General features: G+C 68.1%; 22 protein-coding genes. 12 read left to right on the forward strand and 10 right to left on the reverse strand.

What is annotated here, in order from left to right:
* The first annotated feature begins 8 nt into the window (after positions 1 to 8).
* The 9 genes from NNJEOMEG_RS02700 to pnp all read left to right on the forward strand — a co-directional run bounded on the left by NNJEOMEG_RS02700 (position 9) and on the right by pnp (position 8,774).
* Complete coding sequence (locus NNJEOMEG_RS02700; RefSeq protein WP_173081020.1) at positions 9 to 1,583, forward strand: B12-binding domain-containing radical SAM protein; 1,575 nt, start codon at positions 9 to 11, stop codon at positions 1,581 to 1,583.
* Positions 1,580 to 2,578, forward strand: a complete 999-nt coding sequence (locus NNJEOMEG_RS02705; protein ID WP_173081022.1) for a glycosyltransferase family 2 protein — start codon at positions 1,580 to 1,582, stop codon at positions 2,576 to 2,578. The genes NNJEOMEG_RS02700 and NNJEOMEG_RS02705 overlap by 4 nt, the downstream gene beginning before the upstream one ends.
* The gene (locus NNJEOMEG_RS02710; protein ID WP_217270464.1) at positions 2,575 to 3,282 is read left to right on the forward strand and encodes a class I SAM-dependent methyltransferase; all 708 of its coding nucleotides are present in this window, start codon (positions 2,575 to 2,577) and stop codon (positions 3,280 to 3,282) included. The genes NNJEOMEG_RS02705 and NNJEOMEG_RS02710 overlap by 4 nt, the downstream gene beginning before the upstream one ends.
* Positions 3,279 to 3,566, forward strand: a complete 288-nt coding sequence (locus tag NNJEOMEG_RS02715) for a DUF503 domain-containing protein (RefSeq protein ID WP_173081024.1) — start codon at positions 3,279 to 3,281, stop codon at positions 3,564 to 3,566. The genes NNJEOMEG_RS02710 and NNJEOMEG_RS02715 overlap by 4 nt, the downstream gene beginning before the upstream one ends.
* 128 nt (positions 3,567 to 3,694) lie before the next feature.
* Complete coding sequence (gene rbfA / locus NNJEOMEG_RS02720) at positions 3,695 to 4,039, forward strand: 30S ribosome-binding factor RbfA (RefSeq protein WP_173081026.1); 345 nt, start codon at positions 3,695 to 3,697, stop codon at positions 4,037 to 4,039.
* Positions 4,032 to 4,997 carry a DHH family phosphoesterase gene (locus NNJEOMEG_RS02725; protein WP_173081028.1) on the forward strand — a complete coding sequence of 322 codons (966 nt, stop codon included), beginning with the start codon at positions 4,032 to 4,034 and terminating at the stop codon, positions 4,995 to 4,997. Before rbfA ends, NNJEOMEG_RS02725 begins: the two co-directional genes overlap by 8 nt.
* 38 nt (positions 4,998 to 5,035) lie before the next feature.
* Positions 5,036 to 5,959 carry a tRNA pseudouridine(55) synthase TruB gene (gene truB / locus NNJEOMEG_RS02730; RefSeq protein WP_173081030.1) on the forward strand — a complete coding sequence of 308 codons (924 nt, stop codon included), beginning with the start codon at positions 5,036 to 5,038 and terminating at the stop codon, positions 5,957 to 5,959.
* A 49-nt stretch (positions 5,960 to 6,008) separates the two neighbouring features.
* Positions 6,009 to 6,278, forward strand: coding sequence for a 30S ribosomal protein S15 (rpsO, locus tag NNJEOMEG_RS02735; protein WP_173081032.1), 270 nt, complete (start codon positions 6,009 to 6,011; stop codon positions 6,276 to 6,278).
* A gap of 267 nt (positions 6,279 to 6,545) precedes the next feature.
* Positions 6,546 to 8,774: a polyribonucleotide nucleotidyltransferase gene (pnp, locus tag NNJEOMEG_RS02740; RefSeq protein ID WP_173081034.1), complete on the forward strand. Its 2,229-nt coding sequence runs from the start codon at positions 6,546 to 6,548 to the stop codon at positions 8,772 to 8,774.
* A 130-nt stretch (positions 8,775 to 8,904) separates the two neighbouring features.
* On the opposite strand, the gene NNJEOMEG_RS02745 is transcribed toward pnp, so the two are convergent.
* Complete coding sequence (locus NNJEOMEG_RS02745) at positions 8,905 to 9,567, reverse strand: hypothetical protein (protein WP_173081036.1); 663 nt, start codon at positions 9,565 to 9,567, stop codon at positions 8,905 to 8,907.
* A 354-nt stretch (positions 9,568 to 9,921) separates the two neighbouring features.
* On the opposite strand from NNJEOMEG_RS02745, the gene NNJEOMEG_RS02750 reads away from it, so the two are divergent.
* Positions 9,922 to 10,683 (forward strand): SDR family NAD(P)-dependent oxidoreductase, encoded by a 762-nt coding sequence (locus NNJEOMEG_RS02750; protein WP_173081038.1) that lies wholly within the window; start codon positions 9,922 to 9,924, stop codon positions 10,681 to 10,683.
* A gap of 21 nt (positions 10,684 to 10,704) precedes the next feature.
* Here the strand turns inward: NNJEOMEG_RS02750 and NNJEOMEG_RS02755 are convergent, their stop codons facing one another.
* The 6 genes from NNJEOMEG_RS02755 to NNJEOMEG_RS20875 form a co-directional block, all read right to left on the reverse strand.
* Complete coding sequence (locus NNJEOMEG_RS02755) at positions 10,705 to 11,613, reverse strand: hypothetical protein (protein WP_173081040.1); 909 nt, start codon at positions 11,611 to 11,613, stop codon at positions 10,705 to 10,707.
* Positions 11,614 to 11,682: 69 nt separating this feature from the next.
* Positions 11,683 to 12,354 carry a TVP38/TMEM64 family protein gene (locus NNJEOMEG_RS02760; protein ID WP_173081042.1) on the reverse strand — a complete coding sequence of 224 codons (672 nt, stop codon included), beginning with the start codon at positions 12,352 to 12,354 and terminating at the stop codon, positions 11,683 to 11,685.
* A 257-nt stretch (positions 12,355 to 12,611) separates the two neighbouring features.
* The gene (gene amrB / locus NNJEOMEG_RS02765; protein ID WP_173081044.1) at positions 12,612 to 13,421 is read right to left on the reverse strand and encodes an AmmeMemoRadiSam system protein B; all 810 of its coding nucleotides are present in this window, start codon (positions 13,419 to 13,421) and stop codon (positions 12,612 to 12,614) included.
* Between the two features lie 89 nt (positions 13,422 to 13,510).
* Positions 13,511 to 17,179: a tetratricopeptide repeat protein gene (locus NNJEOMEG_RS02770; protein ID WP_173081046.1), complete on the reverse strand. Its 3,669-nt coding sequence runs from the start codon at positions 17,177 to 17,179 to the stop codon at positions 13,511 to 13,513.
* A gap of 49 nt (positions 17,180 to 17,228) precedes the next feature.
* Positions 17,229 to 18,248, reverse strand: coding sequence for a sigma-54 interaction domain-containing protein (locus NNJEOMEG_RS02775; protein WP_173081048.1), 1,020 nt, complete (start codon positions 18,246 to 18,248; stop codon positions 17,229 to 17,231).
* A 118-nt stretch (positions 18,249 to 18,366) separates the two neighbouring features.
* A complete protein-coding gene (locus NNJEOMEG_RS20875) occupies positions 18,367 to 18,750 on the reverse strand; it encodes a flagellar basal body rod C-terminal domain-containing protein (protein WP_173081050.1) in 384 nt (127 codons plus the stop codon).
* Between the two features lie 147 nt (positions 18,751 to 18,897).
* On the opposite strand from NNJEOMEG_RS20875, the gene NNJEOMEG_RS02785 reads away from it, so the two are divergent.
* Positions 18,898 to 19,455, forward strand: coding sequence for a hypothetical protein (locus NNJEOMEG_RS02785; RefSeq protein ID WP_173081052.1), 558 nt, complete (start codon positions 18,898 to 18,900; stop codon positions 19,453 to 19,455).
* A gap of 19 nt (positions 19,456 to 19,474) precedes the next feature.
* On the opposite strand, the gene folE2 is transcribed toward NNJEOMEG_RS02785, so the two are convergent.
* The 3 genes from folE2 to NNJEOMEG_RS02800 all read right to left on the reverse strand — a co-directional run bounded on the left by folE2 (position 19,475) and on the right by NNJEOMEG_RS02800 (position 21,545).
* Positions 19,475 to 20,248 carry a GTP cyclohydrolase FolE2 gene (folE2, locus tag NNJEOMEG_RS02790; protein WP_173081054.1) on the reverse strand — a complete coding sequence of 258 codons (774 nt, stop codon included), beginning with the start codon at positions 20,246 to 20,248 and terminating at the stop codon, positions 19,475 to 19,477.
* A 56-nt stretch (positions 20,249 to 20,304) separates the two neighbouring features.
* On the reverse strand, positions 20,305 to 20,724 hold the full coding sequence (nikR, locus tag NNJEOMEG_RS02795; protein WP_173081056.1) for a nickel-responsive transcriptional regulator NikR: 420 nt from the start codon (positions 20,722 to 20,724) through the stop codon (positions 20,305 to 20,307).
* A 113-nt stretch (positions 20,725 to 20,837) separates the two neighbouring features.
* Positions 20,838 to 21,545, reverse strand: coding sequence for a class I SAM-dependent methyltransferase (locus NNJEOMEG_RS02800; protein ID WP_173081058.1), 708 nt, complete (start codon positions 21,543 to 21,545; stop codon positions 20,838 to 20,840).
* A gap of 180 nt (positions 21,546 to 21,725) precedes the next feature.
* Here NNJEOMEG_RS02800 and gcvH point away from each other — a divergent pair, with 180 nt between their 5' ends.
* The gene (gcvH, locus tag NNJEOMEG_RS02805; protein WP_173081060.1) at positions 21,726 to 22,103 is read left to right on the forward strand and encodes a glycine cleavage system protein GcvH; all 378 of its coding nucleotides are present in this window, start codon (positions 21,726 to 21,728) and stop codon (positions 22,101 to 22,103) included.
* Positions 22,104 to 22,107: the final 4 nt, after the last annotated feature.

The raw sequence follows: 22,107 nt of genomic DNA on the forward strand, positions 1-22,107 counted from the left end.
AGGACGCCATGAGCGCTTGCGCAGCCCCGACCGAAGCTCCTCGCGTGGTGGTGCTGCGGCCGTTCATGGTCATGTCGCGGGCCTCCTATTCGGCCCCGGTCACGCCTCCCATCGGACCGGCCTACTTGAGCGCCGTCCTCGAGCAGGCAGGCTACCGCGTGTCCATGATCGACGCCGTGGCCGAGGCCATCCACCAATTGCGCGCGTCCGACTGCGGCCGTTTCAATCTTCAGGGCCTTCGCGTCGAGGAAATCGTCGAGCGCATCCCGGAGGACGCAGCCATTCTGGGCGTTTCGCTCATGTTCTCCCAAGAATGGCCCATGCACCGGGAACTGATACTGGCCGTGCGGGCCAAGCGCCCCGACCTGGTCATCGTGGTCGGGGGCGAGCACCCAAGCGCGCTGCCCGAATTCGTCCTGAACGACTGCCCCGCGGTGGACCACCTCGTGACGGGCGAGGGGGAGCTGCCCTTCCTCCACCTGGTCCACGCCCTGTACACGGGGGGAGACATCGGCCGCATCCCCGGCGTCTGGACGCGGGACGCCGACGGAGTACCGGTCGTATCCGCCCGCCCCGAACGTCTGGCCTCCCTGGCCGGGCTGCCCCGTCCGGCCTGGCATCTGATCCCCGTTCAGGCCTACTTCCTGGACAACTGGACCATGGGCATCGCCATGGGGCGCAACATGCCGGTGGTGGCCACCAGAGGCTGCCCCTACCGTTGCGCCTTCTGCTCCAGCGCCACCATGTGGACCACCCGCTACGTCATGCGCAGTCCGGCCGAAGTGGTGGACGAAATCGAGTGGCTCATGCGCGAATACGGGGCCAACAGCTTCGACTTTCTGGACCTCACTGCCATCGTTCGCAAACGCTGGACCCTGGATTTCTGCGACGAAATCACCCGGCGGGGCCTGGACATCACATGGCAGCTGCCCTCTGGCACACGCTCCGAAGCCCTTGATGCCGAATGCCTGGCAGCCCTCAAGCGGGCAGGATGCCGTTTCCTGGTCTACGCCCCGGAGAGCGGCTCCGAACGCACGCTCAAGGCCATCAGCAAGAAGATCAGCCTGGAAAACATCGAGCGCAGCATCCGCCAAGCCGTGGCGCTCGGCATCACGGTGAAGATCAACCTGATCATCGGCTTCCCGGACGAAACGACGCAGGATGTCCTAGCCACCCTGCGCTTCGCCCTGCGCATGGCCCTTGCCGGCGTGCACGACTGCAACATCTCCCTCTTCTCCTGCTACCCCGGGTCGGCCATCTATCGCGGCCTGCGGGAGCGCGGCATGGCGCCCCCTCCGGGCGACGCCTACTTTCATGAACTGATCGCCCAGTTCGACATGACCCAGAAGACCACCACCTGCGCCCAGGTCCCCGGCGGGGTGCTGGCCGGCGTGCGCATGGCGGGACACGCCCTGTTCTACGGCCTGGCCTACCTCTCCCGGCCCGGGCGCATCCTCTCGCTTGCGGCGCGCCTGGGCAAGGAAGGCTTCCGGGCGTCCAACCTCTTCGAACAACGCCTCTCGGACATGTTCGCACGCATGCGCATGCGCCGCTCCCACAAGAGCAAGGAACGCCACCCGTGACCCCGCGTCCCTCCGGCCCAGTCCTTCTCTCTCTGGTGCTGCCGTGTTTCAACGAACAGGGCGTCATCGCCCGCACCCATCAGACGATCCTCGCCAGCCTGGGCTCCCTGCCTGATGTCGAGTTGGAGATCGTCTACGTGGACGACGGCTCCGGGGACGACACCCCGAAAATCCTGGCCGGGCTGGCCGCATCGGACTCACGCGTGCGCGTGGTCTGCCTCTCGCGCAACTTCGGACACCAGGCCGCTGTGACCGCCGGATTGGACCACGCCCGGGGCCACGCCGTTGCCGTCCTGGACGCCGACCTCCAGGACCCCCCCGGGGTGGTCCTGGAAATGCTGCAGGCCTGGCGGCAGGGCTTCGACGTGGTCTACGCCGTGCGCACCAAGCGCAAGGAAACCGCCTGGAAGCGCGCGGCCTACTCCGCGTTCTACCGCATGCTCTCTCGCCTGGCCCATGTGGACATTCCCTGCGACAGCGGCGATTTCTCGCTCATGGACCGCGCCGTGGTGCAACGCCTCAAGGAACTGCCAGAGCGCAACCGCTTCGTGCGCGGCCTGAGGGCCTGGGTCGGCTTCCGCCAGACCGGCGTGGTCTACGAGCGCCAGGCACGCCAGGGCGGAGAAAGCCATTACTCTTTCTGGAAACTGGTCCGTCTTGCCCTGGACGGACTCTTCAACTTTTCGACCCTGCCGCTCACCGCCGTTTTCGTCATGGGGCTGTTCATCAGCGCCGTATCCTCCCTTGCCGTGCTCGGCCTGATCCTCTTCAAGCTCACCGGCGCGTCCATCATGGGGCACACCGCCCAGGACCTTCCCGGCTACACTTCCGTGACCCTGGCCATCTTCTTTTTCGGCGGGGTGCAACTGGCCAGCCTGGGACTCATCGGGGAGTACGTCGGTCGCATCTATATGGAGGTTAAGGGCCGCCCGCCCTATCTCGTGCGTGAGGTGATGAACGGCGAGGCCCGGCCCGCGGGGGAGAAGGCCCGGTGAGCGAGTTCGACAGGTCCGCCTCCAGTTACGGCCAAGTGGTCGGCCAGGCCGTGGCCTTCAGCGGCCAGGAGCACGCCTTCTTCCTGCGCGTCAAGGCGGACATCCTGGCCGGAATGCTCGCGCGCCAGGGCCTGGCCGGACGCGCCACGATGCTGGACGTGGGCTGCGGCGTCGGCCTTATGGACGCCATGCTTGGGCCCCACTGCGGATCTCTGACCGGCGTGGACGTCTCCAGCGCCTCGCTGGACATGGCCCGGACCAATTGCCCCGACGGCGACTTCCGGCACTACGACGGCCAACGTCTCCCCTTCCCGGAGCAGACGTTCGACCTGACCTTCACGGTCTGCGTGATGCACCACGTGCCCCCCGCCGACTGGCCCGGCTTCGTGCGGGAGATGGCCCGCGTGACCCGTCCGGGGGGATTGGTGGTGGTCATGGAGCACAACCCCTACAACCCGTTGACGCGTTATGTGGTCTCCCGGGTGCCCTTCGACAAGGATGCGGTGCTCCTGCGGCCGGGACGGACGCGCGCCCTGCTGCGCGAAGCCTGTCTGGAGCGCCTGGAAGTTCGCCACTTCCTGTTCACGCCCCTGGGACACGCCCTGGCAAGACGCTTCGACAACCTGCTCGCCTGGCTGCCCCTGGGCGCGCAATACCTGGCCTGCGGCCGGGTTCCGGCCTCGGGAGCGACCGGTGCGAAATGATCGTCGGCGTGCTCACCCTGGAATTCCGCCTGCACGGCAACGACTCCCTCAAGGGAAAACGCAGCGTGGCCCAGCGGCTCAAGATGAAGCTGCGCAACAAATTCAACGTGGCCGTGAGCGAGATCGCCCACCAGGACATGCTGGACACCCTGGCCCTGGGAGTGGTCACCGTGAGCCCGGACGCCAAGCACGCTCAGGGGCTTCTGCAAAAAGCACTGAACATGGTGGTTGCCGCCGACGAGGCGGAACTTATCTATGACGACATCGAGTTGATCGGCCCATGATGAGCCCCTCGCTCCGCCACGGACCGGCCTGCCGCCGCCCCAACATCTAAGAAGGGATTCCAAAGGGCGAAACCCTTTGGCCGCCGGAGGCTTCTCCCACGAAGCCCCTCGCCCGCAAGGATACGATCATGCCCCGCAACAACGAAGGCCCCTCGCGGCGCTCCATGCGCCTGGCCGACCAGATCATGCGCGACCTGGCCTCCCTCCTGGCCATGGAACTGGCCGATCCCCGGCTGGAACTCGTGACCATCAGCGGCGTCCGCCTCAACTCGGACCTCTCCGTGGCCACGGTCTACTACACCATGCACGGCGACGCCGAGCGCTTCAAGGCGGCCGAGTCCGCGCTGTATCAGGCACGGGGCCTCATGCGCTCGCGCCTGGCCAAGGGGCTCAACTCCAAGTTCGTGCCGGAGCTGCGCTTCGCGCGCGACGAGTTCCTGGAAACCATGGTCTACGGACAGCCCCATGCGTGACGTGCTCGACGCCCTGCGCACAGGCTCGCGCTTCCTTGTGGCCTCCCACGCCAGCCCCGACGGCGACGCCATCGGGGCCATGGCCGCCATGGGCCACCTGCTCAAGGCCCTGGGCAAGGAGGCCGTGCTCTACAACGTCTCCGGACTGCCCGAACACCTGGCCTGGCTGCCCATGCCCGGCCCCGTGCACGCCGAACTGCCCCGCGACCTGGCCTCCGGCGGCTTCGACTGGATCGTGGCCCTGGACTGCGGCGACGACCGCCGCGCCGGAAAGGCCCTCCAGCAGGCCATGGCCGAGCGCCCCACCCTGGTGATCGACCATCACATCGACAACCCCCGCTGGGGCCGCGTCAACTGGGTGGAGACCGACCGCTCCTCCACCTGCGAGATGGTGGCCGTCCTGACCGACGCCCTGGGCGTGGAGCTCTCCGGCCCCCTGGGCCAGGCCGTGTACCTGGGCGTGGCCACGGACACCGGGCACTTCCGCTTCGAGAACGCGAGCCCGCGCTCCATGGAGCTGGCCGCTCGCCTGGCGCGCCTGGGCCTGGACGTGGCGGGGATCAACGAGCGCATCGAGAACCAGTGGAGTCTGGCGCGTTTCCGGCTCTGGAGCGAAGTTCTCGGGGGTCTTTCGCTCTCTTTTGGTGGACAACTGGGGGTCATCCGCATTACGAGCGATCAGCTTTCCAGGTTGGGAGCCACAGCGGCCGACACGGACGGGCTCACGAACTTCGTGCTGCGCATCCGTGGATGCCGGGTCGCCCTGTCCCTGCGCGAGGACGGCGAGGGTTCCGTGAAGCTTTCGTTGCGCTCCGTGGCCGGGGTGAACATCCAGCCCGTGGCCGCCGCCTTCGGCGGAGGCGGGCACAAGGGCGCGGCGGGCGCCACCCTGGAAGGCGGCATCGGAGAGATCGAACCTCGCGTGGTTGAAGCCCTGAGCGGCGTGCTCGGGTCCTGAAACCGCGACAAGCCTTTCGCACCGGGATTTCCTGCATCGTGACCGATTCGCCTTCCTCCCCGCGTCCCCCCCAGCAGCACGGCGTGCTGGTGCTGGACAAGCCCAAGGGACCCACGTCGGCGCGCTGCCTTGAAGTGATCAAGCGCCGCCTGGGCCAGAAGAAGATCGGCCACGCCGGAACCCTGGACCCCATGGCCACCGGAGTGCTGGTGGTCTGCCTGGGCGAGGCCACCAAGCTGGCGGGCTACCTCACCGAGGGTTTCAAGGTCTACACGGGCCACCTGCGCCTGGGCCAGACCACCGACACCTTCGACGCCGAGGGCCGCGTCACGGCCGAGGCTCCCTGGGAGCACGTCTCCCCCGAGGCCGCCCGGGACGCCGTGCGGGCCTGGATGGAAAAGACCACCCAGGAGATTCCGCCCTACTCCGCCGTGAAGGTGGACGGCCAGCGCCTCTACAAGCTGGCCCGGGAGGGGCGGGATGTGCCGGAGGTGATCAAGCCGGTGCGAGTTTTCGACGCGGAAACGCTCCATGTGGAGCTTCCGCTGATCCATTTCCGGGTGAAAGTGAGTCCCGGCGCCTACGTACGCTCCCTGGTCCACAGCCTGGGGACGCGACTGGGTTGCGGGGCTCACCTGACCGAACTCACCCGGGAAACCAGCCATCCCTTCGGGCTCTCCGAGGCCGTCTCCCTGGACGACCTCGTGGACAACCCGGACCGGCTGGCCGAACGGCTGATCCCCCTGGAGAAGGCCCTGCCCCACTGGCCCCGCCTGGCGCTTTCCGAAGCCCAGGCCCGGGCGGTGCGAGACGGCAAGCGCCTGCCCCTGGAGGATCTGCCCGGACCGGAGACGCGGGCGGTGCTCGTGACCCCGGACGGCCTGCCGGTGGCCCTGGCCGAACCCCAGGACCTGGATGGCGCGAGGCGCTGGGCCATACTGCGCGGGCTCAACCCCGCATGAGGCCCACGGCAATCGTGCCCCCCCAACGAGACAAACGGAGGATACCGCTGTGGTCATGAACGCTGACGACAAGCTCAAGGTGATCGAGGAGTACAAGACCCACGAGGGAGACACCGGCTCCCCCGAGGTGCAGGTGGCCCTGCTGACCAGCCGCATCACGTACCTGACCGACCATTTCAAAGCCCACGCCAAGGACTACCACTCCCGCACGGGCCTGCTGAAGCTGGTGGGCCAGCGCCGCAAGCTGCTCAATTACCTGAAGAACAAGGACGTCAACCGCTACCGCACGCTCATCGCGCGCCTGGGCATCCGCAAATAGCGCTGCTCCCCGGCCGGCCCGGACCTCCCGGGCCGGCCGGATTCCTCCATCCCCCACGGGCCGCGCGGTCCGCCTAGGGGTCCCGGAGGGCGTAACCCCCTGCCTGCCGAGGCTTCCAGCGAGAAGCAGCGGCAACCGACTGATGCAGGCCGACCCCGAACGTCGTTCGCGCGCCAGGGCCCGGGAGCCCCGGTTCCCGGCCCCCGGCGCGCACATCACGTTCCGGGAAGGCCCCCCCGAAACCATCTACAACTACGAGGTCATTCTATGGGTCTTCTCGACAAAGCCATCAGGCTCGAACGCACCGTGGGCTCCAACGCCATCATGATGGAAACCGGCCGCATGGCCAACCAGGCCGACGGCTCCGTGTGGGTGCAGTGCGGCGGCACCGTGGTGCTCGTCACCGTGTGTTCCCAGTCCCTGGAGTTCGACAAGGGCTTCTTCCCGCTCACCGTCGAATACCAGGAAAAGCTCTACGCCGCGGGCCGCATCCCCGGCTCCTACTTCCGCCGCGAAGTGGGCCGCCCCTCCGAGCGCGAGGTCACCGTGGCCCGGCTCATCGACCGCCCCCATCGCCCGCTCTTCCCCAAGGGCTTCCGCGACGAGGTGCAGATCATCGCCACCGTGCTCTCCGCCGACGGCATCAACGACCCCGACGTCCTGGCCGTGAACGGCGCTTCGGCCGCGCTGCACATCTCCAGCGTGCCCTTCATGGGCCCCATCGCGGCCGGACGCGTGGGCCGCATCGACGGACAGTTCGTGCTCAACCCGCCCTACCAGATCAGCGCCGATCAGACCGATCTGAACATCTTCATCGCCGCCTCCCGCGACGCCGTGGTGATGGTGGAGGGCGGGGGCAACTTCGTCTCCGAGGAGCTCATCGCCGAGGCCCTTGAGTGGGGCCACCAGCAGATCATCCCCCTTATCGACATGCAGGAGGAGCTGCGCGAAAAGGCCGGCAAGGCCAAGATGGCCTTCACCCCCCCCGTGGAGAACGAGGCCCTCAAGGCCGTGGTGGCCCAGGCCGCCCAGGGAGGCCTGGAGGCCGCCCTCTCCATCATCGACAAGATGGAGCGCCGCGCCGCCCGCAAGGCCCTGCGCACCCAGGTGGTGGAGGCCGTGAAGGCCGCCTTCCCCGAGGAGCCCGCCCTGGCCGGCAAGGCCGCCGAGATGCTCGAAGGCATGGAGAAGAAGTTCATGCGCCAGCGCATCAAGGATACCGGCGTGCGCATCGACACCCGCGACACCAAGACCGTGCGCCCCATCGAGATCGAGGTGTCCATGCTGCCGCGCACCCACGGCTCCTGCCTCTTCGCGCGCGGCGAGACCAAGGCCCTCTGCGTGGCCACCCTGGGCTCCACCGGCGACGAGCAGCGCATCGAAACCCTGGCGGGCGAATCCTCCAAGCGCTTCATGCTTCACTACAACTTCCCGCCCTACTGCGTGGGCGAGGTGAAGCCCCTGCGCGGCCCCTCGCGCCGCGAGATCGGCCACGGCCTCCTGGCCGAGCGCTCCATCGCCCCGGTGCTCCCCGCGCCCGGCGAGTTCCCCTTCACCCTGCGCATCATCTCCGAGGTGATGGAGTCCAACGGCTCCTCCTCCATGGCCACGGTGTGCGGCGGCTCCCTGGCCCTCATGGACGCGGGCGTGCCCATCAAGGCCCCCGTGGCCGGCGTGGCCATGGGCCTGATCAAGGAAGACGACCAGTTCATCGTGCTCACGGACATCCTCGGCGACGAGGACGCCATGGGAGACATGGACTTCAAGGTTGCCGGCACCGCCGAGGGCGTCACCGGCATCCAGATGGACATCAAGATCACCGGCATCCCCCAGAACGTGATGCGCCAGGCCCTGGAACAGGCCCGCGAGTCGCGCCTGCACATCCTGGGCAAGATGAACGAGACCCTGGCCGCGCCGCGCACTGAGCTCTCGCCCTACGCGCCCCAGCTCACCGTGGTGGAGATCAACCCCGAAAAGATCCGCGAAGTGATCGGACCTGGCGGCAAGGTGATCAAGGCCATCACCGCATCCACCGGGGCCTCCATCGACATCGACGACTCGGGCAAAATCTCCATCTTCGCCCCCACCCAGGAGGCCATGGAGCGCGCCAAGGAAATGGTGCTCTTCTACGACCAGAAGGCCGACGTGGGCCGCAACTACCAGGGCAAGGTGAAGAAGATCATCGACTGCGGCGCGGTTGTGGAGATCCTGCCCGGCCTGGAAGGCCTGGTGCACGTCTCCCAGCTGGACATCGGCCGCGTGGAGAACGTCACCGACGCCGTGGCCATGGGCCAGGACCTGGAAGTGAAGGTGATCGCCGTGGAGCCCAACGGCCGCGTGCGCCTCTCGCGCAAGGCCGTGCTGCTTGAAGAGCAGGGCGAAACCATCGACCTCAACGACTTCGCGGCGCCCTCGCGCCCGCGCGGCGACCGTGACAGCCGCGGCGGCGACCGCCGGGGTGGCGACCGCGGCGGCCGCGACCGGGGCCGCCGCTAGGCGACCCGAGGCCGGATACGGATAGATACGAAGGGGGGCGAAAGCCCCCCCTTTTTGTATTACTTCTTCCCCCGGGTTCGGGTTGGGCTAGGCAGCCACCTGCTTCCAACTGGAGGAGTGCGGGGACAGGCTACAGCTTCTTCATTTCTTTATTTTTCTTTTGTTGCCCCTCAAGCTTTGACAATTCTTTGGAGTCATACTCTACTCCTGATTCAATCTCAAAGTTATTTCCAGAGATATAAGCTATAATTCTTGTGCTTTTTGTTTCCCACTGGACATACTCTGAATATCCACCAGTAGCTATTGCCATACCAATTTCACTTGGCCGCCCCTTGTAAAGTGAATTTTTCCAGAGCTTGTCATGCTTATTAGGCTTGCCATACTTTTCTGTCAAGGAACTGACGAGCGGCTGAAACGATTCATAATACTTGTTGCTTTTATTTGTAAAAACCTTGAGCAGCGTGTACCTTGCTCTCGTTAGTTTGTCGTCGGTAAAGTAATACACCAGAAGTGTTTCTTCATCGAGAATTTCCGTCAAATACCCAACCCGCCCAGAGTCTTCTTTGAATACACTTCCATGTTCAGTGGACATCACCTCGGACTTTGACATCCCCCATTTTACGCCTCTAAAGTCCATCTCCTCTGCGTATGCCATGGTGGCGATGAACAACACAAGGACAATTACGAATGCACTATTTTTCATACAATCCTCCATACTTTCTCTCGGAAATACCGCCACCACGGCTGTCTTGGCAACAGAATCCAAAGCCCCATGCAACATCGCTGTCAACAATTGATATCATACGACTTAATTCAAACACTTAGCTATCCCCATAGGGGCATCACTGCACAAACAGCCTCTTGTTTATCCCTGTTCTACTCCTCTCGCTGAATGTTTCTGACAGTGCATCCTTGATCTTTTCCCATTGATCATCTGAAAAATGGATGCCGCCGTCACATGCATTCTTCCTTTGCATATCAAAGACTCGGGCATTACAACCCACACCGCGTCCTGAACATTCACCAAATTCTGAGAGCATATCATCCTCACGTCCTTGACAGCGGACACGGTTTTGTCATGATTCCGCGATACTGTTCACGCAGGACGCCGGGCGCATGGGCTCCCGCGACGCCGTACGGAGGAGCCATGCTGCTCAAGGACAAGACGCTCATCATCACCGGAGCCTCCATGGGCGTGGGCCGGGCCCTGGCCGAGGCCCTTGCCGTGCTGGGCTCGCGCCTGGTGCTCAATGCGCGCGGGGCGGAAGACCTGGAGGACGCCTGGCACGCCTGCGACATGGTGGGCGCGCAGGCGGTTGCCGTGCCCGGCGACGCCTCCAAGGCCACCACGGCGCGCGCCCTGCTGGAGGCGGCCCAGTCCCTGGGCGATTTCGTGGGCTTCGTGCACTGCGCGGGCGTGCTCAACCCGGGCCCCCACGTCTGGGAGATGGACTGCGCGGGCTTCGACGAGGTGTTCTCCTCCAACGTGAAGGGCGGCTGGATTCTGGCCCGGCACTGCGTGCCTGTGCTGCGCAAGGCGGGCTCCGGGCTGGCGGTGTTCGTGGGGTCGGGAGCGGCGTCGGTGGTGCAGCCCGGAATGGGGCTCTACTGCGCGGCCAAGGCCGCCGAGGAGCACCTCTGCCGCCAGCTGGCCGCCGAGGCCCCGTGGCTCACCTGCTTCGTCTACAGGCCGGGGCTGGTGGACACGCGCATGCAGCACCAGGCCCGCAACGCCCTGGGCGGCGGCGCCGAAGCCCTGCGCGCTCTTTTCCGCCCCTGGAAGGAGCGCGGACGCCTGATCATGCCCGAAGAGTCGGCCATGGGGCTCATGCGCCTGCTCCTGGGCGAGTGGAAAGACCTCTCGGGCCACACCTTCGACATGCGCGACAGCGACGCCCCGGTGTTTTAAGGCGCGCCCGGGCGCTCCACGCTAGATGTTCTGCTGCCTGGGCACCTTCTTGGGCGCGGGCAGTTCCGACTCAGGAGCCTTGGCCGGGGCCTTGGCGGGGGCCGTCTCGGCCGCGGCAGGGGTCTGGTCGGCCTGGGGCCGGTCGGGCCGGTAGTCCTGCGGCAGGGCCACGGGCAGTTCGCGCACGGTCATGCCTTCCCCTTCGCCGTTGCGCACCGTTACGCGCAGGGACTCGATGCCCATGCCCTCGGGCAGGAAGATGTAGCCCGTGCGGGTGGCCCCGGGCGGGATGGGGTCTTCGTTCCAGACGTTTTCCTGAAGGTCGGCCCGCACGATCTCGCGCATCTCGCGCGAATCGTGCTGGTGTGAGGCCACTCCCACGATGGTTCCGGCCGAACCGCCGAAGATGGTCCCTGTCCAGATGAGGGCCGGGTCCTTCACGGGGCTGAAGAGGTAGGCCAGCAGTCCGAAGCCCGTGCCGATGGCCGCCCCGATGGCCGCGCCCTTCGCGCCGTTGGTGAACATGTTCTTGGCCTGGTCGCTCAGGGGGAGCTTCGCCATGGCCAGGCGCATGGCCTCGCCAGGGGAGTAGACCAGGTATTCGGCGTCCTTGGCCACGCCGCGCACGTCTTCGAGGAGCACCTGCGGCTGCCCGGGCCCTTTGTTCTTGAGCACCAGCACCACGGGAAGCAGCTTGGTGCGCGTGAAGTCGTAGCCCGCCGAGTTCTGGGTGGCGCGCACGGCCGCGGCGTCCCACTCCGGGGTGACGGCGGCCTGGGGGAATCCGGCGGGCTCCATGGCCACCTTCACCGTTCCGGGAGGCAGCTGCGCATTCTTGGCGGCGCACCCCGCCAGGGCCAGGCAGACCAGCACGAGGATCAGGGCCTGAACAACGGCCGGACGTCTCACGGGAACCGGTTGGGTATCCATGCACACCTCCGTCGATATATTACGACACGATGAATAATCGACAAAACAATATTCCGCAAGATTTTCCCGTCATCCCCTGCGGCGCGCCAGCGCGGGCAACACGGCACAGACGGCCAGGAGCCCCATGGCCAGGGCGAAGTCCGAACTGGCGAAGTCCGAAACCGTGCGCACCTGCTCCAGCCTGCCGCCCGTGAGGGCGTAGATGAAGGAGCTTGGCAGCACGCCCAGGCCCGTGGCCAGCAGGAAGCGCCTTTTGCGGATTCCCGAGAGCCCGGCCGCCACGTTGACCAGGAAGAACGGCGTGACCATGAGCAGCCTGGCCGAGAGCACATACCAGAATCCGTTGCGGGCCATCTCCAGGCTGGCCTTGGCCAGCGTTCGCCCGAAACGGGCGTGGAGGGAGCGGTAGAACAGATGGCGCGTGGCCGCAAGCCCCGCCAGCCCCCCGGAGAGGGACATGGCCACGTTGAGGGCGACCCCGGCCTCCAGCCCGAAAAAGAAGCCCGCCAGCACCTTCAGCAGGGCGGCCACGGGGATGGGGCAGTTGATGGCCACGCTCCCCGCCGCCAGCATACCCAGCCAACAGGCCGCCGCATTGGCCTGCACAAAGGCCCGGTGGCGCAGGGACCACTCGCGGGCCGCGTCCAGAACCTCGTCGGCGCTGGCCCCCCAGGCCGCGAAGGCCAGGACCAGCACGGCCGCCAGGAGCCACCAGGGCAGGGCGCGACGCCAGGAACCCATCGGACGAGCGCCGGACGGGCGCACGCGGGCCTTGGCGGCGTCCGCGGGGGAGCCTGGCGGGGAGACCGGCCGGGAGTCGGTGGGATGATGCGGGGGCGTCTGTTGCATGGGGTCCATCGGAAGACGTTGCCGACGAAGGAGCCGGACTGCCGGACTGCCGGACTGCCGACCAAGGGGAGCATGCACGCCCGCGTCCGTTCGCGCAACCTCCGCCTAGCCCCGCCCCGTGACGGCCCCGTGACGGCCTTCCAGCGCCCTCAGCTCACCAACACGCCCGCATAACCCACCACGCTGGAGAAGTCGCCCGTGACCTCGCCCGAGTTGGCGTAGGCCGCCAGTTCGGCCCGTTTCGCCCCCAGCTCCAGGGCGATCATAAGGCCCAGGGTCATGGGCAGCACCCCGCACATGGTGATGCCCTCGGCGCGCACCACCTCGTGGAGCCCGGCCGGATCGAGACGCAAGACCGCCTCCAGGGCCATGAAATCAAGGCTTTTGGCGCGTTCGGCGTTCTCGAAATGGCTCATGTCGGAGGAGACCACCAGGCTCGCCCCGCCCGGCAGGGCGCGCAGCACCCCGGCCATGGCGGCCGCCGCCCGGGAGAGCGCGGCCAGTGAGCGCTCGGCCACGCACAGGGGCACCCCGCGGAAGCCGGGCTTCACCTGGCCCAGAAAGGGCAGAAGCACCTCCAGGGAATGCTCGCGCTGGTGCGCCATGGCGTCGGAAGCCAGCCGCGGCTCGGCCTCCAGGAGCGCGCGGGCCAGGGGCTCGTCCACATCCATGACGCACGTGGGCGTGATCCAGCGCCCCTTGTCCCACACGGCCAGGGAAGCGCCCAGGCCGGTATGGTTGGGGCACAAGAGCAGGAGGTTGTCCGAAAGATTGGCCTGGGCCAGGGTGAGCCCGGCCACGCGGCCCGAATAGACGTAGCCCGCGTGGGGGGCCATGGCCAGCAAGGTGTGTTCCTCCCGCCTGGGAGGCGCGCCCCGCAGGCAGGCGCGGACCTCGCGCTCCAGGGCGTCGGGCTGAGCGGGGTAGAACCTGCCCGCGACGAAGGGTTGGCGGATCATGGACCTGACCTTCCGTTGGTTGGAGATGCTCACGGCACTCCTCCCTAACACTTCGCCCGAGCGAGGCAAGCCCCGCCGACGGGCGTGGATCAGGGAGGTCCGGCCAGCCTGCCCGCGCTCTCCTGCAGCGAGCGCGCGGCCAGCTCCGAGGCGGCCATGCGGCCGTAGAGGCCGTTGGGATCGGCGTCGCGCAGCTTCTGCAACACGGAGCGCCAGGAGTCCAGGTCGCCAAGGGCGCGGTGCAGGGCGGCGGTCTTGAGTCGGATGGCCCCCCACTGCGGCCCACCCTGGGCCACTTCGGTTTCATACTCGGCGCACAGGCCCAGGGCCTCGCGGTTGCGTCCCAGGCCCTGGCTGGCCTCGATCATGGTGAGCAGGGCGTCCTGGGCCATGCCCTGGTCCTTGGCGGACTCCTTGAAGAGGAAGCGCGCGTCGGTGGACCAGAGCAGGGCCTTCTCGAAGTCCTGGCGCTCCAGGGCCGTGCGGGACTGGTAGTAGACGGCGTAGGCGCGCTTGGCCGGATCGAGCTGCTGGTCGGCGGCGAGCCTGGCCCAGAGCAGGCGGGACTTGGCCTTCTGGCCCGTGTGCTCCAGGGCCATGGCCTGGGCGAACTCCAGGGCGCGGCGCGGGTTGTCGGCCATCTTCCAGGAGGCGACCTTCTGGAGCGTCTCCAGGACGGCGGGCCAATCCTGGTGCTCGCGCAGGATGGTCAGAACGAGGGCCAGGGCCTTCTGGGCGTCCGGCGTGGGGCCTTTGTCCAGGTAGGTTCTGGCCATTTCCAGGGCCTGCTTGGCCTCGCCCTGGTAGTACAGGGCCAGGGCCACGCCGAGGCGGTCGCGATCGGAGAGGATGTTGCTGCGCTCGGCCAGGAAGGGGTACTGCCTCCAGAGTTCCAGAATGCGCTTGTAGTTCATCTCCTCCAGGAGCGGCCCCACCATCTTGGCGTAGGCCTGAGCGCCCAAGTCCAGGGCCTGGCCCTCCAGGACGTCGCCGGGGAAGGTCTTGGCGAAGCGCCGGGCCAGATCGAGGGTTTCGGGATACTGCTCCTTGTAAAGCCGCCACATGGTCAGCTTGAGCAGGGCCAGGGGGGCCAGCGGGCTCTTGGGATATTCGTTGATGATGATCTCGTAGATGCGGTCCGGCCGGATGTCCGTGGGGTCCGCGAAGGCCTTGAACATCTCCTGGAGGGTGGGGGCGTCGTTGATGCCCTGCTCCGCCAGGCGCATCATGGCCATGAGCGCGCCTTCCTTGCCGGGGTAGTTGCGGATGGCCATGTCGTAGAATTCGCGGGCCGCATCACGCTTGCCGAGCTTGGCGTTCACGTCGCCCAGACGGGCGAGGACGAGGTCGTTGGCGCTGTCATCGGGGACGAGGTTGTAGAACCAGAGGTAGTCGTCCTTTGCCTTCTCGAACTCGCCCAGCTTGTAGGCGATGTCGGCCGCCACGCGACGCATGGAGGGATTCTCCACGTAGTAGCGCGGCCAGCGCTTGTCCACGTAGTCCACGATCTTGGAAGCCTCGCCGTATTCGCCCAGTTCCAGGAGGGTGCGCGAGAGGCCCAGGGCCGCGTCGCGCGCGAAGCGGCTTTCGGGGTGTTTCTGGAGCACGTCCTTGTAGGCCTGGGCGGCGCGTTCGTAGTTGGCCTTCGCGTCGCCCTTCTTGGCCTGTTCGAGGTAGTGCTCGCCCCAGTACACGTCGATGAGGGGGATGTCCTCGTCGAGGCCGTACTTGTTGCGCATGAGGTTGAAGTAGGCCCTGGCCTCGGGAAGGTTTCCCTGCTTGAGGTTGATGGCCCCCAGCTTGATGAGCGCGCGCGGGATGCGCTGGGACTTGGTGTTGAAGTTCAGGGCCTGCTGGAGGGCGTCGTTGGTCTCCACGAAGGCCTCGGGCATCTTGTCCTTGTTGCGGGCGAAGAGCACTTCGGCCTGGAGATAGAGGGCCTGCTCGCGCAGGTCGTTGGTGATCTCGGTCTCGGGCTTCTCCAGGGTGAGGCGGGCCACTTCCATGGCCTTGTCCAGGTCGCCCCGGGCGAAAGCCTGCTCGCCGGTGATGAAGAAGGTGGTGTTGGAAAGGGTGTCCTTGGCGGGCGGCCCCTGTTGCCCGGCGGCAGGCGGCGGCGCATCCTGGCTCTGGGCAGGGGGCGCGGGCAGCGGCGACGGGCCGCCCTGAGGCTGCTGGCCGTCGGGGGCGGCGGCCTGCTGCCCTGGAGCGGGCTGCGCCGGGGCCTCCTGCACGGGGGGCTCGACCTTGGAAAGGTCCAGGGCCTGCCCGATGCTGCCCTTCACTTCCGCCGGAGCCGGAGCGGCAGGCGCGGCCGGGGTCGCGGGCTGCGCCGCCTGCCCGGGCGCGGCGGCCGGGTTCTGCTGCCCGGATTGCTGGACAGGCGCTTGAACGGGCTGCGACGCTGGGGCCTTGGAGTCGGCCGCTCCCTGTGGCTGCCCGGGCGCGGGCAGCGGGGTATTCTGGGAGGTTTGCAGCTGCGGGGCCTTGGTCCCGGCCGGGGTTTGGGGCTTCTGAACAGCCGGAGCTGCGGGTTGCTGGGCGGCCGGGGCTTGGGGCTGCTGGACGGCCGGGGCTGCGGGAGCGCCCTGAGGGGCGGTGCGCGAGAAATCGATGGCCCCGCCCACGTTGCCTCCGACGGCCTGGGGGGGGGCCTGGGACGGAGCCACGGCCTGAGGGGCGGCGCTGTGGGGGGCGGCCGGGGACGGCGCGGGGGCGGCGGGGCTCGGGCCAGGAGCCGGAGCAGCGGGCGTGGCGGGCTCGGGAGGCTGCACCGCGCCGCCGATGCTCCCTTTGACGCCGCCCGCTTGCGGCGGGGCGGCCGGGGTGGGTTCTGGGTCGGACGCCGGGGCCGGCACGGCGCCCGGCGTCGGGACAGGACCCGTGGAAGCCGGGGCCTGCCTGGCGTCGCGCCACGCGCCGGGACCGGCGGCCTGGGGCGCGGCCACGCCGATGGCCCCCGTGGCCTCCCGCGTGGGGGCGGCGGAAGTGGGAGCCTGAGAAGGCGCGGACGGAGCCTGGGCCTGCACGGGGGCTTGGACAGGAGCCTGCACGGGGGTCTGGATCGGGGCCTGCACGGGCGCGGGCGGCCGGGGCTGCACCTGAGCCTGGGAGGGAGCGGGACCGGCCGGGCCGGACGGCGACGGCTGGGCCGGAGCCTGCACGGGCGCCTGTGCCGAGGCTGTCGGCTGGGGCGGCACGGGCGCGGGCGCGCCCGGCTGTTCCAGCCCGGCGATGGGGGCCGTCACGGAGGCCCGGGGCTGGGTCTGCTCCTGGGCCTGGGGGGCCTGTCCGGTCCCGCCTGGCGTTTCCGGTGCGGGGGCCGGGGCCTCCCCCGGCGGGGCCTGTCCGGGCTCCGGCGCGGGAGGCTTCCACTTGGCCCCTGCCGGATCGAAGAACACCTGGATGGTCAGGCCCTTGTCGCCGGAGGGGGTGGTCACGAAGCCGAAGGATTCGTTGGCGGTTTCCAGCACGAGCACGTTGTCCGCCGCCGCGAGGGCCGCCACGTGGCGCGTCCTGCCCGTCGGCTGGGGCGGGGCCTTGAGCTTCACCCCTGCCGGGAAGAGGGCCTCCACGCGCCGGGGGCCGGTGCGCACCACCACGGGGGCCGGGGCCTTGCGCGGGAACGTGAGGGTGATCTGGTCGGCCAAGGGTCCGGCCGTGAGGGCGTAGGTCTGGGCTCGAGCGCCGCCGGGGGCCGCGAGGAGGAGCATACACAGGCAGAGGAACCAGGCGATCCTGGCAATGGGGCGCGCCATCACGGACACCCAGCAAGCAAGAAGCGCACCAGGCCTCACGGGGCGCGCCTTAGGCCCCCAGCATGTTTTTCTTCTTGAGCTTTTCGATGAGCGTGGTCCGCTTGATGCCCAGGATCTCGGCGGCCTGGTTCTTCACACCCCCGGCCATCTCCAGGGACTCGGCCAGCAGGCGCTCCTCGATTTCGTCGAGGAACTCCTTGAGGCCCATGCCCTTGGCCTTGAGGTCGGCCACCACGGGCCAGTCGAACCCGGCGGGCCTGGCCGCCGGGACTGCTGCCGGGGCGGGCGGGGCCTTGCCCACGTCGTCCCAGATCTTGCGGGGCAGGTCCTCGGGGCGGATGTGGTCCTCGTCGCAGAGGATGGAAAGGCGCTCCATGAGGTTTTCCAGCTCGCGCACGTTGCCGGGCCAGGAATAGCTCAGGAACACCGAGGACGTTTCGGCGGGCACCGCCAGCACCGGGCGCTCCTTCTGGGCGCAGAAGCGCTCCAGGAAGCAGCGCGAAAGCAGGAGCACGTCCTCGCCGCGCTCGCGCAGCGGGGGCAGGTGCAGGGGGATGACGTTCAGGCGGTAGAAGAGGTCTTCGCGGAAGCGCCCGGCGGCCACCTCGGCCTCCAGGTCGCGGTTGGTGGCGGCCACGATGCGCACGTCCACCTTCATGGTGCGCGTGCCGCCCACGCGCTCGAACTCCTTCTCCTGGAGCACGCGCAGGATCTTCACCTGGAGCGAGAGGTCCATCTCGCCGATCTCGTCGAGGAAGATGGTGCCGCCGTCGGCCAACTCGAAGCGGCCCGCGCGGTTGCGGATGGCGTGGGTGAAGGCCCCCTTCTCGTGCCCGAAAAGCTCCGACTCCAGCAGTTCCCTGGGGATGGCCCCGCAGTTCACCGGCACGAAGGGCTTGTCTCGGCGGCGGCTGTTGGCGTGCAGCGCCCGCACCAGGAGTTCCTTGCCCGTGCCCGACTCCCCCGTGACGAGCACCGTGGAATCCGTCGGGGCCACCTTGGAGAGCACCGTGAACACGCCGGTCAGGGCCGGGCTCTTGCCGATGATGCCCGAGGTGTTCAATTCCATGCGGAATCCCCTTGAAGAACGTGCATGGCCGAACGGTGTCAACATTATGACGCAAAGTCAAGGGGAATGCGCTGAAAAAGACCGGCCCGCGCGGATTTCCGGGCCATGGGAGGGCGGTTCAGGCCATCAGGTCCAGCACGGAGCCGGTGGTCTGCTCCAGGGTGCGCACGGCCACTGCGTTGGCCTGGAAGGCGCGCTCGGCGGAGGAGAGGTTGACCATCTCCCGGGCCACGTCCACGCTTCCGCCCTGATAGGGCTGCACCCAGGCGCGTTCCTGGGTTTTCTGGTCGGTGGCGATGTCGAAGGAGGGCTCGGCCATGGTCTGGCCGAAGGCCACGGAGTGCTCGGAGATGGCGTTGATGGTCGCCGGTCCAGAGGAGATCACGGTGCGCACGGGCTGGTAGCCGTCGGTGGAGAGGTTGGCCAGGTTGCGGGCCGTGTCCTCGGCGGCGTGGGTGAGGGCCCCGAGGGCCTGCGCGTTGAGGTTGGGGATGATGCTCATGGCCGTCTCTCCCTTCCTTGCACTGTGCGCACTCCGGTGCGGTCTGTCAACGGCTGCCGGGCTCTCTCCGGGGGGACTGCCGGAGAGGGCACCGGGCGGAGCGCGCCGGGTGTTGCGAGGGCGCTCCGTCCGGGATAACGTGGCCCCATGCGCCCCCTCGCCCTCACGGCCTGCCTGGCCGCGTGCCTGCTGCTGGCCGCCTGCGCCCAGGAGCCCCCCGAGCGCCGCTCCTACCGCAACGACGCGGTGGGGCTGCGCTTCCACCCCGCCAAGGGCTGGACCGTGGCCGAGACCACCGAAGACGGCTGCACCTTCGCCGTGGAGGCCTCCAACGGGCCGGACCTGCGCTTCGTGATCTGCCTGAGCCCGCCGCGCACGGACATCCTGCTCACGCAGAACGCGTTCGTCTCCTGCGAAAACGTGAAGCAGTACGTGGCGGAATCGCTCAAGGGCATCAAGCCCACCTGCATGCGCGGCGGCGCGGGGGACCACTTCGGCTACGACACGCTCTACGCGCGCCTTTTGCGCGGCGGCGACGGCAAGGTGCGCGTGCAGTTCGTCAACCACGTCTTCGCGCCCGTGAAGGGACGGCTGCTCCAGGTGATGGCCTACGCCGTGGCCGACGACGACAAGCAGGCCCACGCGCTCTTCGACGCCAACCGCGCCGCCCTCTTCGCCATGATGCAGTCCGTGCGCCTGCGCTGAGGCCGCTACCGGCCGCGACTTACGCCTTCTCGCGCTCGATGCCCGCCACGGCGCAGTGGTTGTGGATGGACTCGAAGCTCTCCACCTCCACGGCGTACCAGGTCACGGCGGGATGCTCCTCCAGTGCTTTGGCCATGGAGCGGGCCACGTCCTCCACGAAGCGGGGGTTGTCGAAAGCCGCCTCGGTGACGTGCTTCTCGTCCTCGCGCTTCAGGAGGGCATACACCGGGGAGGACCCGGCCGCCTCGGCCATGTCGATGAGTTCCTCCAGCCAGACGAAGCCCTTATAGCGGCAGCGCGCGCGCACCACGGCGCGCTGGCTGTGCGCGCCCTGGTCGCTGATGGCCAGGGAGCAGGGGCACACGGTCATCACGGGCGCTTCCACGCCCAGGGTGATGCGGAAGCGCTCGCCGATGAGGTCGCCCTGCACGGTGCAGGCGTAGTCCATGGTGGAGGCGGCCCCGGAGGCGGGAGAGGAGCGGCGCACGAAATAGGGAAAGCGCACGGTGACGTGGGCGTTGCGGGCCTCCAGGCGGTCGCGCACGCCGGCCACCAGGCCGCGCAGGCTCTTGTAGTCCAACGCGCCGCCCAGGCTCTCCAGGGCCTCCACGAAGCGCGACATGTGCGTGCCCTTGAACTCGGCGGGCAGGTCCACGGCCATGTCCACCTCGGCCACGGTGTTCTGCGTGCCGTTGGCGCGGTCGCGCACGGTGAGCGGCAGCCGGATGGAGCGGATGCCCACCCGGTCGATGGGGATGAGCACCTCGGAGGGGGAGGATTGGATGTCTTTCATGGAGTCTCGCGGGCGGGCTGCCTGGCGCGGACCGGAGGGACTTCCGTCCCGCCGCCCTACACCAGCCCCCGCCCCGTGGTGGTGAGGGTGAGCTTGCCGTGCTTCACGCCCTTGGTGGCGATGAGCCGGTCGGCCAGGCGTTTGATGGCCTCGCCCGCGCCCTTGAGGATGAGCACTTCCAGGCAGTTGTGGTGGTCCAGGTGCACGTGCACGGTGGTGAGGATCACGTCGTGTTCGTCGTGCTGGATCTCCACCAGGCGCTGGGAGAGGTCGGAAAAGTGATGGTCGTAGACCAGGGTGAGCACGGCGGCGATCTCGCCCTCGCCCACCTGCTGCTCGCGCTCCACCAGCACGCCCCGGATCAGGTCGCGGATGGCCTCGGAACGGTTGGGGTAGCTCTTTTCCTCGCAGAGCGCGTCGAACTTCTCCAGCAGGTCGGAATTGAGCGACACGCCGAAGCGGATGGTCTTGCCCATGGCGACTCCCTTGATCCGCCGGGCCGCAAGACGTGGCGCTGCGGCCGTACGCGGCGGTTGTTGCGCGCACCATTCCGGTTTCGCGCAACAAAATCAATGCCCCCGTGACGGTTTCACTCCGGCAGGGACAGCTCCCAGAGGTTCACGGTCACCTCGTAGCCCTCCACGGGCACGGGCTCGGTGAGGAGCTTGCGCACCGCGAAGCCGTCGCCCGCCAGGCGCTCCCACACGGGACGCGAGACGCTGCGCCGGGGCTCCGCCAGCCAGATGCGCCCGCCCGGGGCCAGGTGGTCGCGGAAGAGCCGGGTGAGGGGGTGGTAGAAGCGCGTCTCGTAAACGATGTCGCCGCCCCACATCACGTCGAAGGCCCGGGGCTTGAAGGCCGGGGCGCACCAGTCCATGCGCGTCCAGAGCGGCCCGTCCACGCCGTTCAAGCGCGCGTTCTCCCGGCTGAAGTAGACCGCGGGCCATTGGTGGTCCATGCCCACCACCCGCGCGCCCAGCCACGCGCCCACGATGCCCGTGAGCCCCAGCCCGCACCCGATGTCCAGGCAGGCCTTGCCGCGCACCAGCTCCCGGTTGCGCCCCAGCCAGCGGCAGAGCAGCATGCTCGCGGGCCACAGCTCCGCCCAGTAGGGCATGCGCTCGTCCTCTCCGAACTCCTCGCGGCCCAGGTTCTCCCAGAGGGTCTCCATGTCCGCCGTGCGGTGGAGCTTCCAGGTGCGGCCCAGTTCCTCCACGTGGAGGCACTGGCGCTCGCCCCGGGTGTAGTCGGGCTGGCAGGGTGCGGTCTGCGGGGCCTTGGCGGCCGTCTCGGGCATGGCGGTCTCCTCCGAAGGCGGCCCTGATACCCGCAAGCGCGCCCCCGCGCAAGGCCGGGGCCACCCCCGCCCCGCGCCTTCTTGCGGCGAGGAAAACCTTGCCCCCCGAAGCGCCAGGGGCTAAAGTCCTCCGGTTTTCGGCGCACAGCCCGCGCACACCCCTGAAGGAGACAACATTTTATGTATCCCGCAGACATCAAATACACCCCCTCCCACGAATGGGCCAGGATCGAAGGCGACACCGCCACCGTGGGCATCACCTCCTTCGCCCAGGAGCAGCTGGGCGACATCACCTTCGTGGACCTGCCCGCCGTGGGCGCGCAGGTCACCCAGGGCTCGGAGTTCGGCTCCATCGAGTCGGTGAAGGCCGCCAGCGAGCTGTACTCCCCGGTCACGGGCGAGGTGGTGGAGGTCAACGAGGCCCTGGAGGGCGCTCCCGAACTGGTCAACCAGGACCCCTTCGCGGGCGGCTGGATGATCAAGGTGAAGCTCTCGGCCGAGCCCCAGGGCCTGCTGGACGCCGCCGCCTACGAACAGACCGCCGTCTCCTGCCACTAGAAGG

This window comes from Fundidesulfovibrio magnetotacticus (assembly GCF_013019105.1).
Taxonomy (GTDB): Bacteria; Desulfobacterota; Desulfovibrionia; order Desulfovibrionales; family Desulfovibrionaceae; genus Fundidesulfovibrio; species Fundidesulfovibrio magnetotacticus.

Coding starts and splice junctions, on each gene's coding strand:
- NNJEOMEG_RS02700 (WP_173081020.1), top strand. CDS start 9: ATGAGCGCTTGCGCAGCCCCGACCGAAGCTCCTCGCGTGGTGGTGCTG.
- NNJEOMEG_RS02800 (WP_173081058.1), bottom strand. CDS start 21,545: ATGCCCGAGACGGCCGCCAAGGCCCCGCAGACCGCACCCTGCCAGCCC.
- NNJEOMEG_RS20875 (WP_173081050.1), bottom strand. CDS start 18,750: ATGAGCATCATCCCCAACCTCAACGCGCAGGCCCTCGGGGCCCTCACC.
- NNJEOMEG_RS02750 (WP_173081038.1), top strand. CDS start 9,922: ATGCTGCTCAAGGACAAGACGCTCATCATCACCGGAGCCTCCATGGGC.
- gcvH (WP_173081060.1), top strand. CDS start 21,726: ATGTATCCCGCAGACATCAAATACACCCCCTCCCACGAATGGGCCAGG.
- folE2 (WP_173081054.1), bottom strand. CDS start 20,248: ATGAAAGACATCCAATCCTCCCCCTCCGAGGTGCTCATCCCCATCGAC.
- NNJEOMEG_RS02770 (WP_173081046.1), bottom strand. CDS start 17,179: ATGGCGCGCCCCATTGCCAGGATCGCCTGGTTCCTCTGCCTGTGTATG.
- NNJEOMEG_RS02760 (WP_173081042.1), bottom strand. CDS start 12,354: ATGGGTTCCTGGCGTCGCGCCCTGCCCTGGTGGCTCCTGGCGGCCGTG.
- pnp (WP_173081034.1), top strand. CDS start 6,546: ATGGGTCTTCTCGACAAAGCCATCAGGCTCGAACGCACCGTGGGCTCC.
- NNJEOMEG_RS02715 (WP_173081024.1), top strand. CDS start 3,279: ATGATCGTCGGCGTGCTCACCCTGGAATTCCGCCTGCACGGCAACGAC.
- NNJEOMEG_RS02755 (WP_173081040.1), bottom strand. CDS start 11,613: ATGGATACCCAACCGGTTCCCGTGAGACGTCCGGCCGTTGTTCAGGCC.
- NNJEOMEG_RS02785 (WP_173081052.1), top strand. CDS start 18,898: ATGCGCCCCCTCGCCCTCACGGCCTGCCTGGCCGCGTGCCTGCTGCTG.
- rbfA (WP_173081026.1), top strand. CDS start 3,695: ATGCCCCGCAACAACGAAGGCCCCTCGCGGCGCTCCATGCGCCTGGCC.
- NNJEOMEG_RS02775 (WP_173081048.1), bottom strand. CDS start 18,248: ATGGAATTGAACACCTCGGGCATCATCGGCAAGAGCCCGGCCCTGACC.
- NNJEOMEG_RS02725 (WP_173081028.1), top strand. CDS start 4,032: ATGCGTGACGTGCTCGACGCCCTGCGCACAGGCTCGCGCTTCCTTGTG.
- nikR (WP_173081056.1), bottom strand. CDS start 20,724: ATGGGCAAGACCATCCGCTTCGGCGTGTCGCTCAATTCCGACCTGCTG.
- amrB (WP_173081044.1), bottom strand. CDS start 13,421: ATGATCCGCCAACCCTTCGTCGCGGGCAGGTTCTACCCCGCTCAGCCC.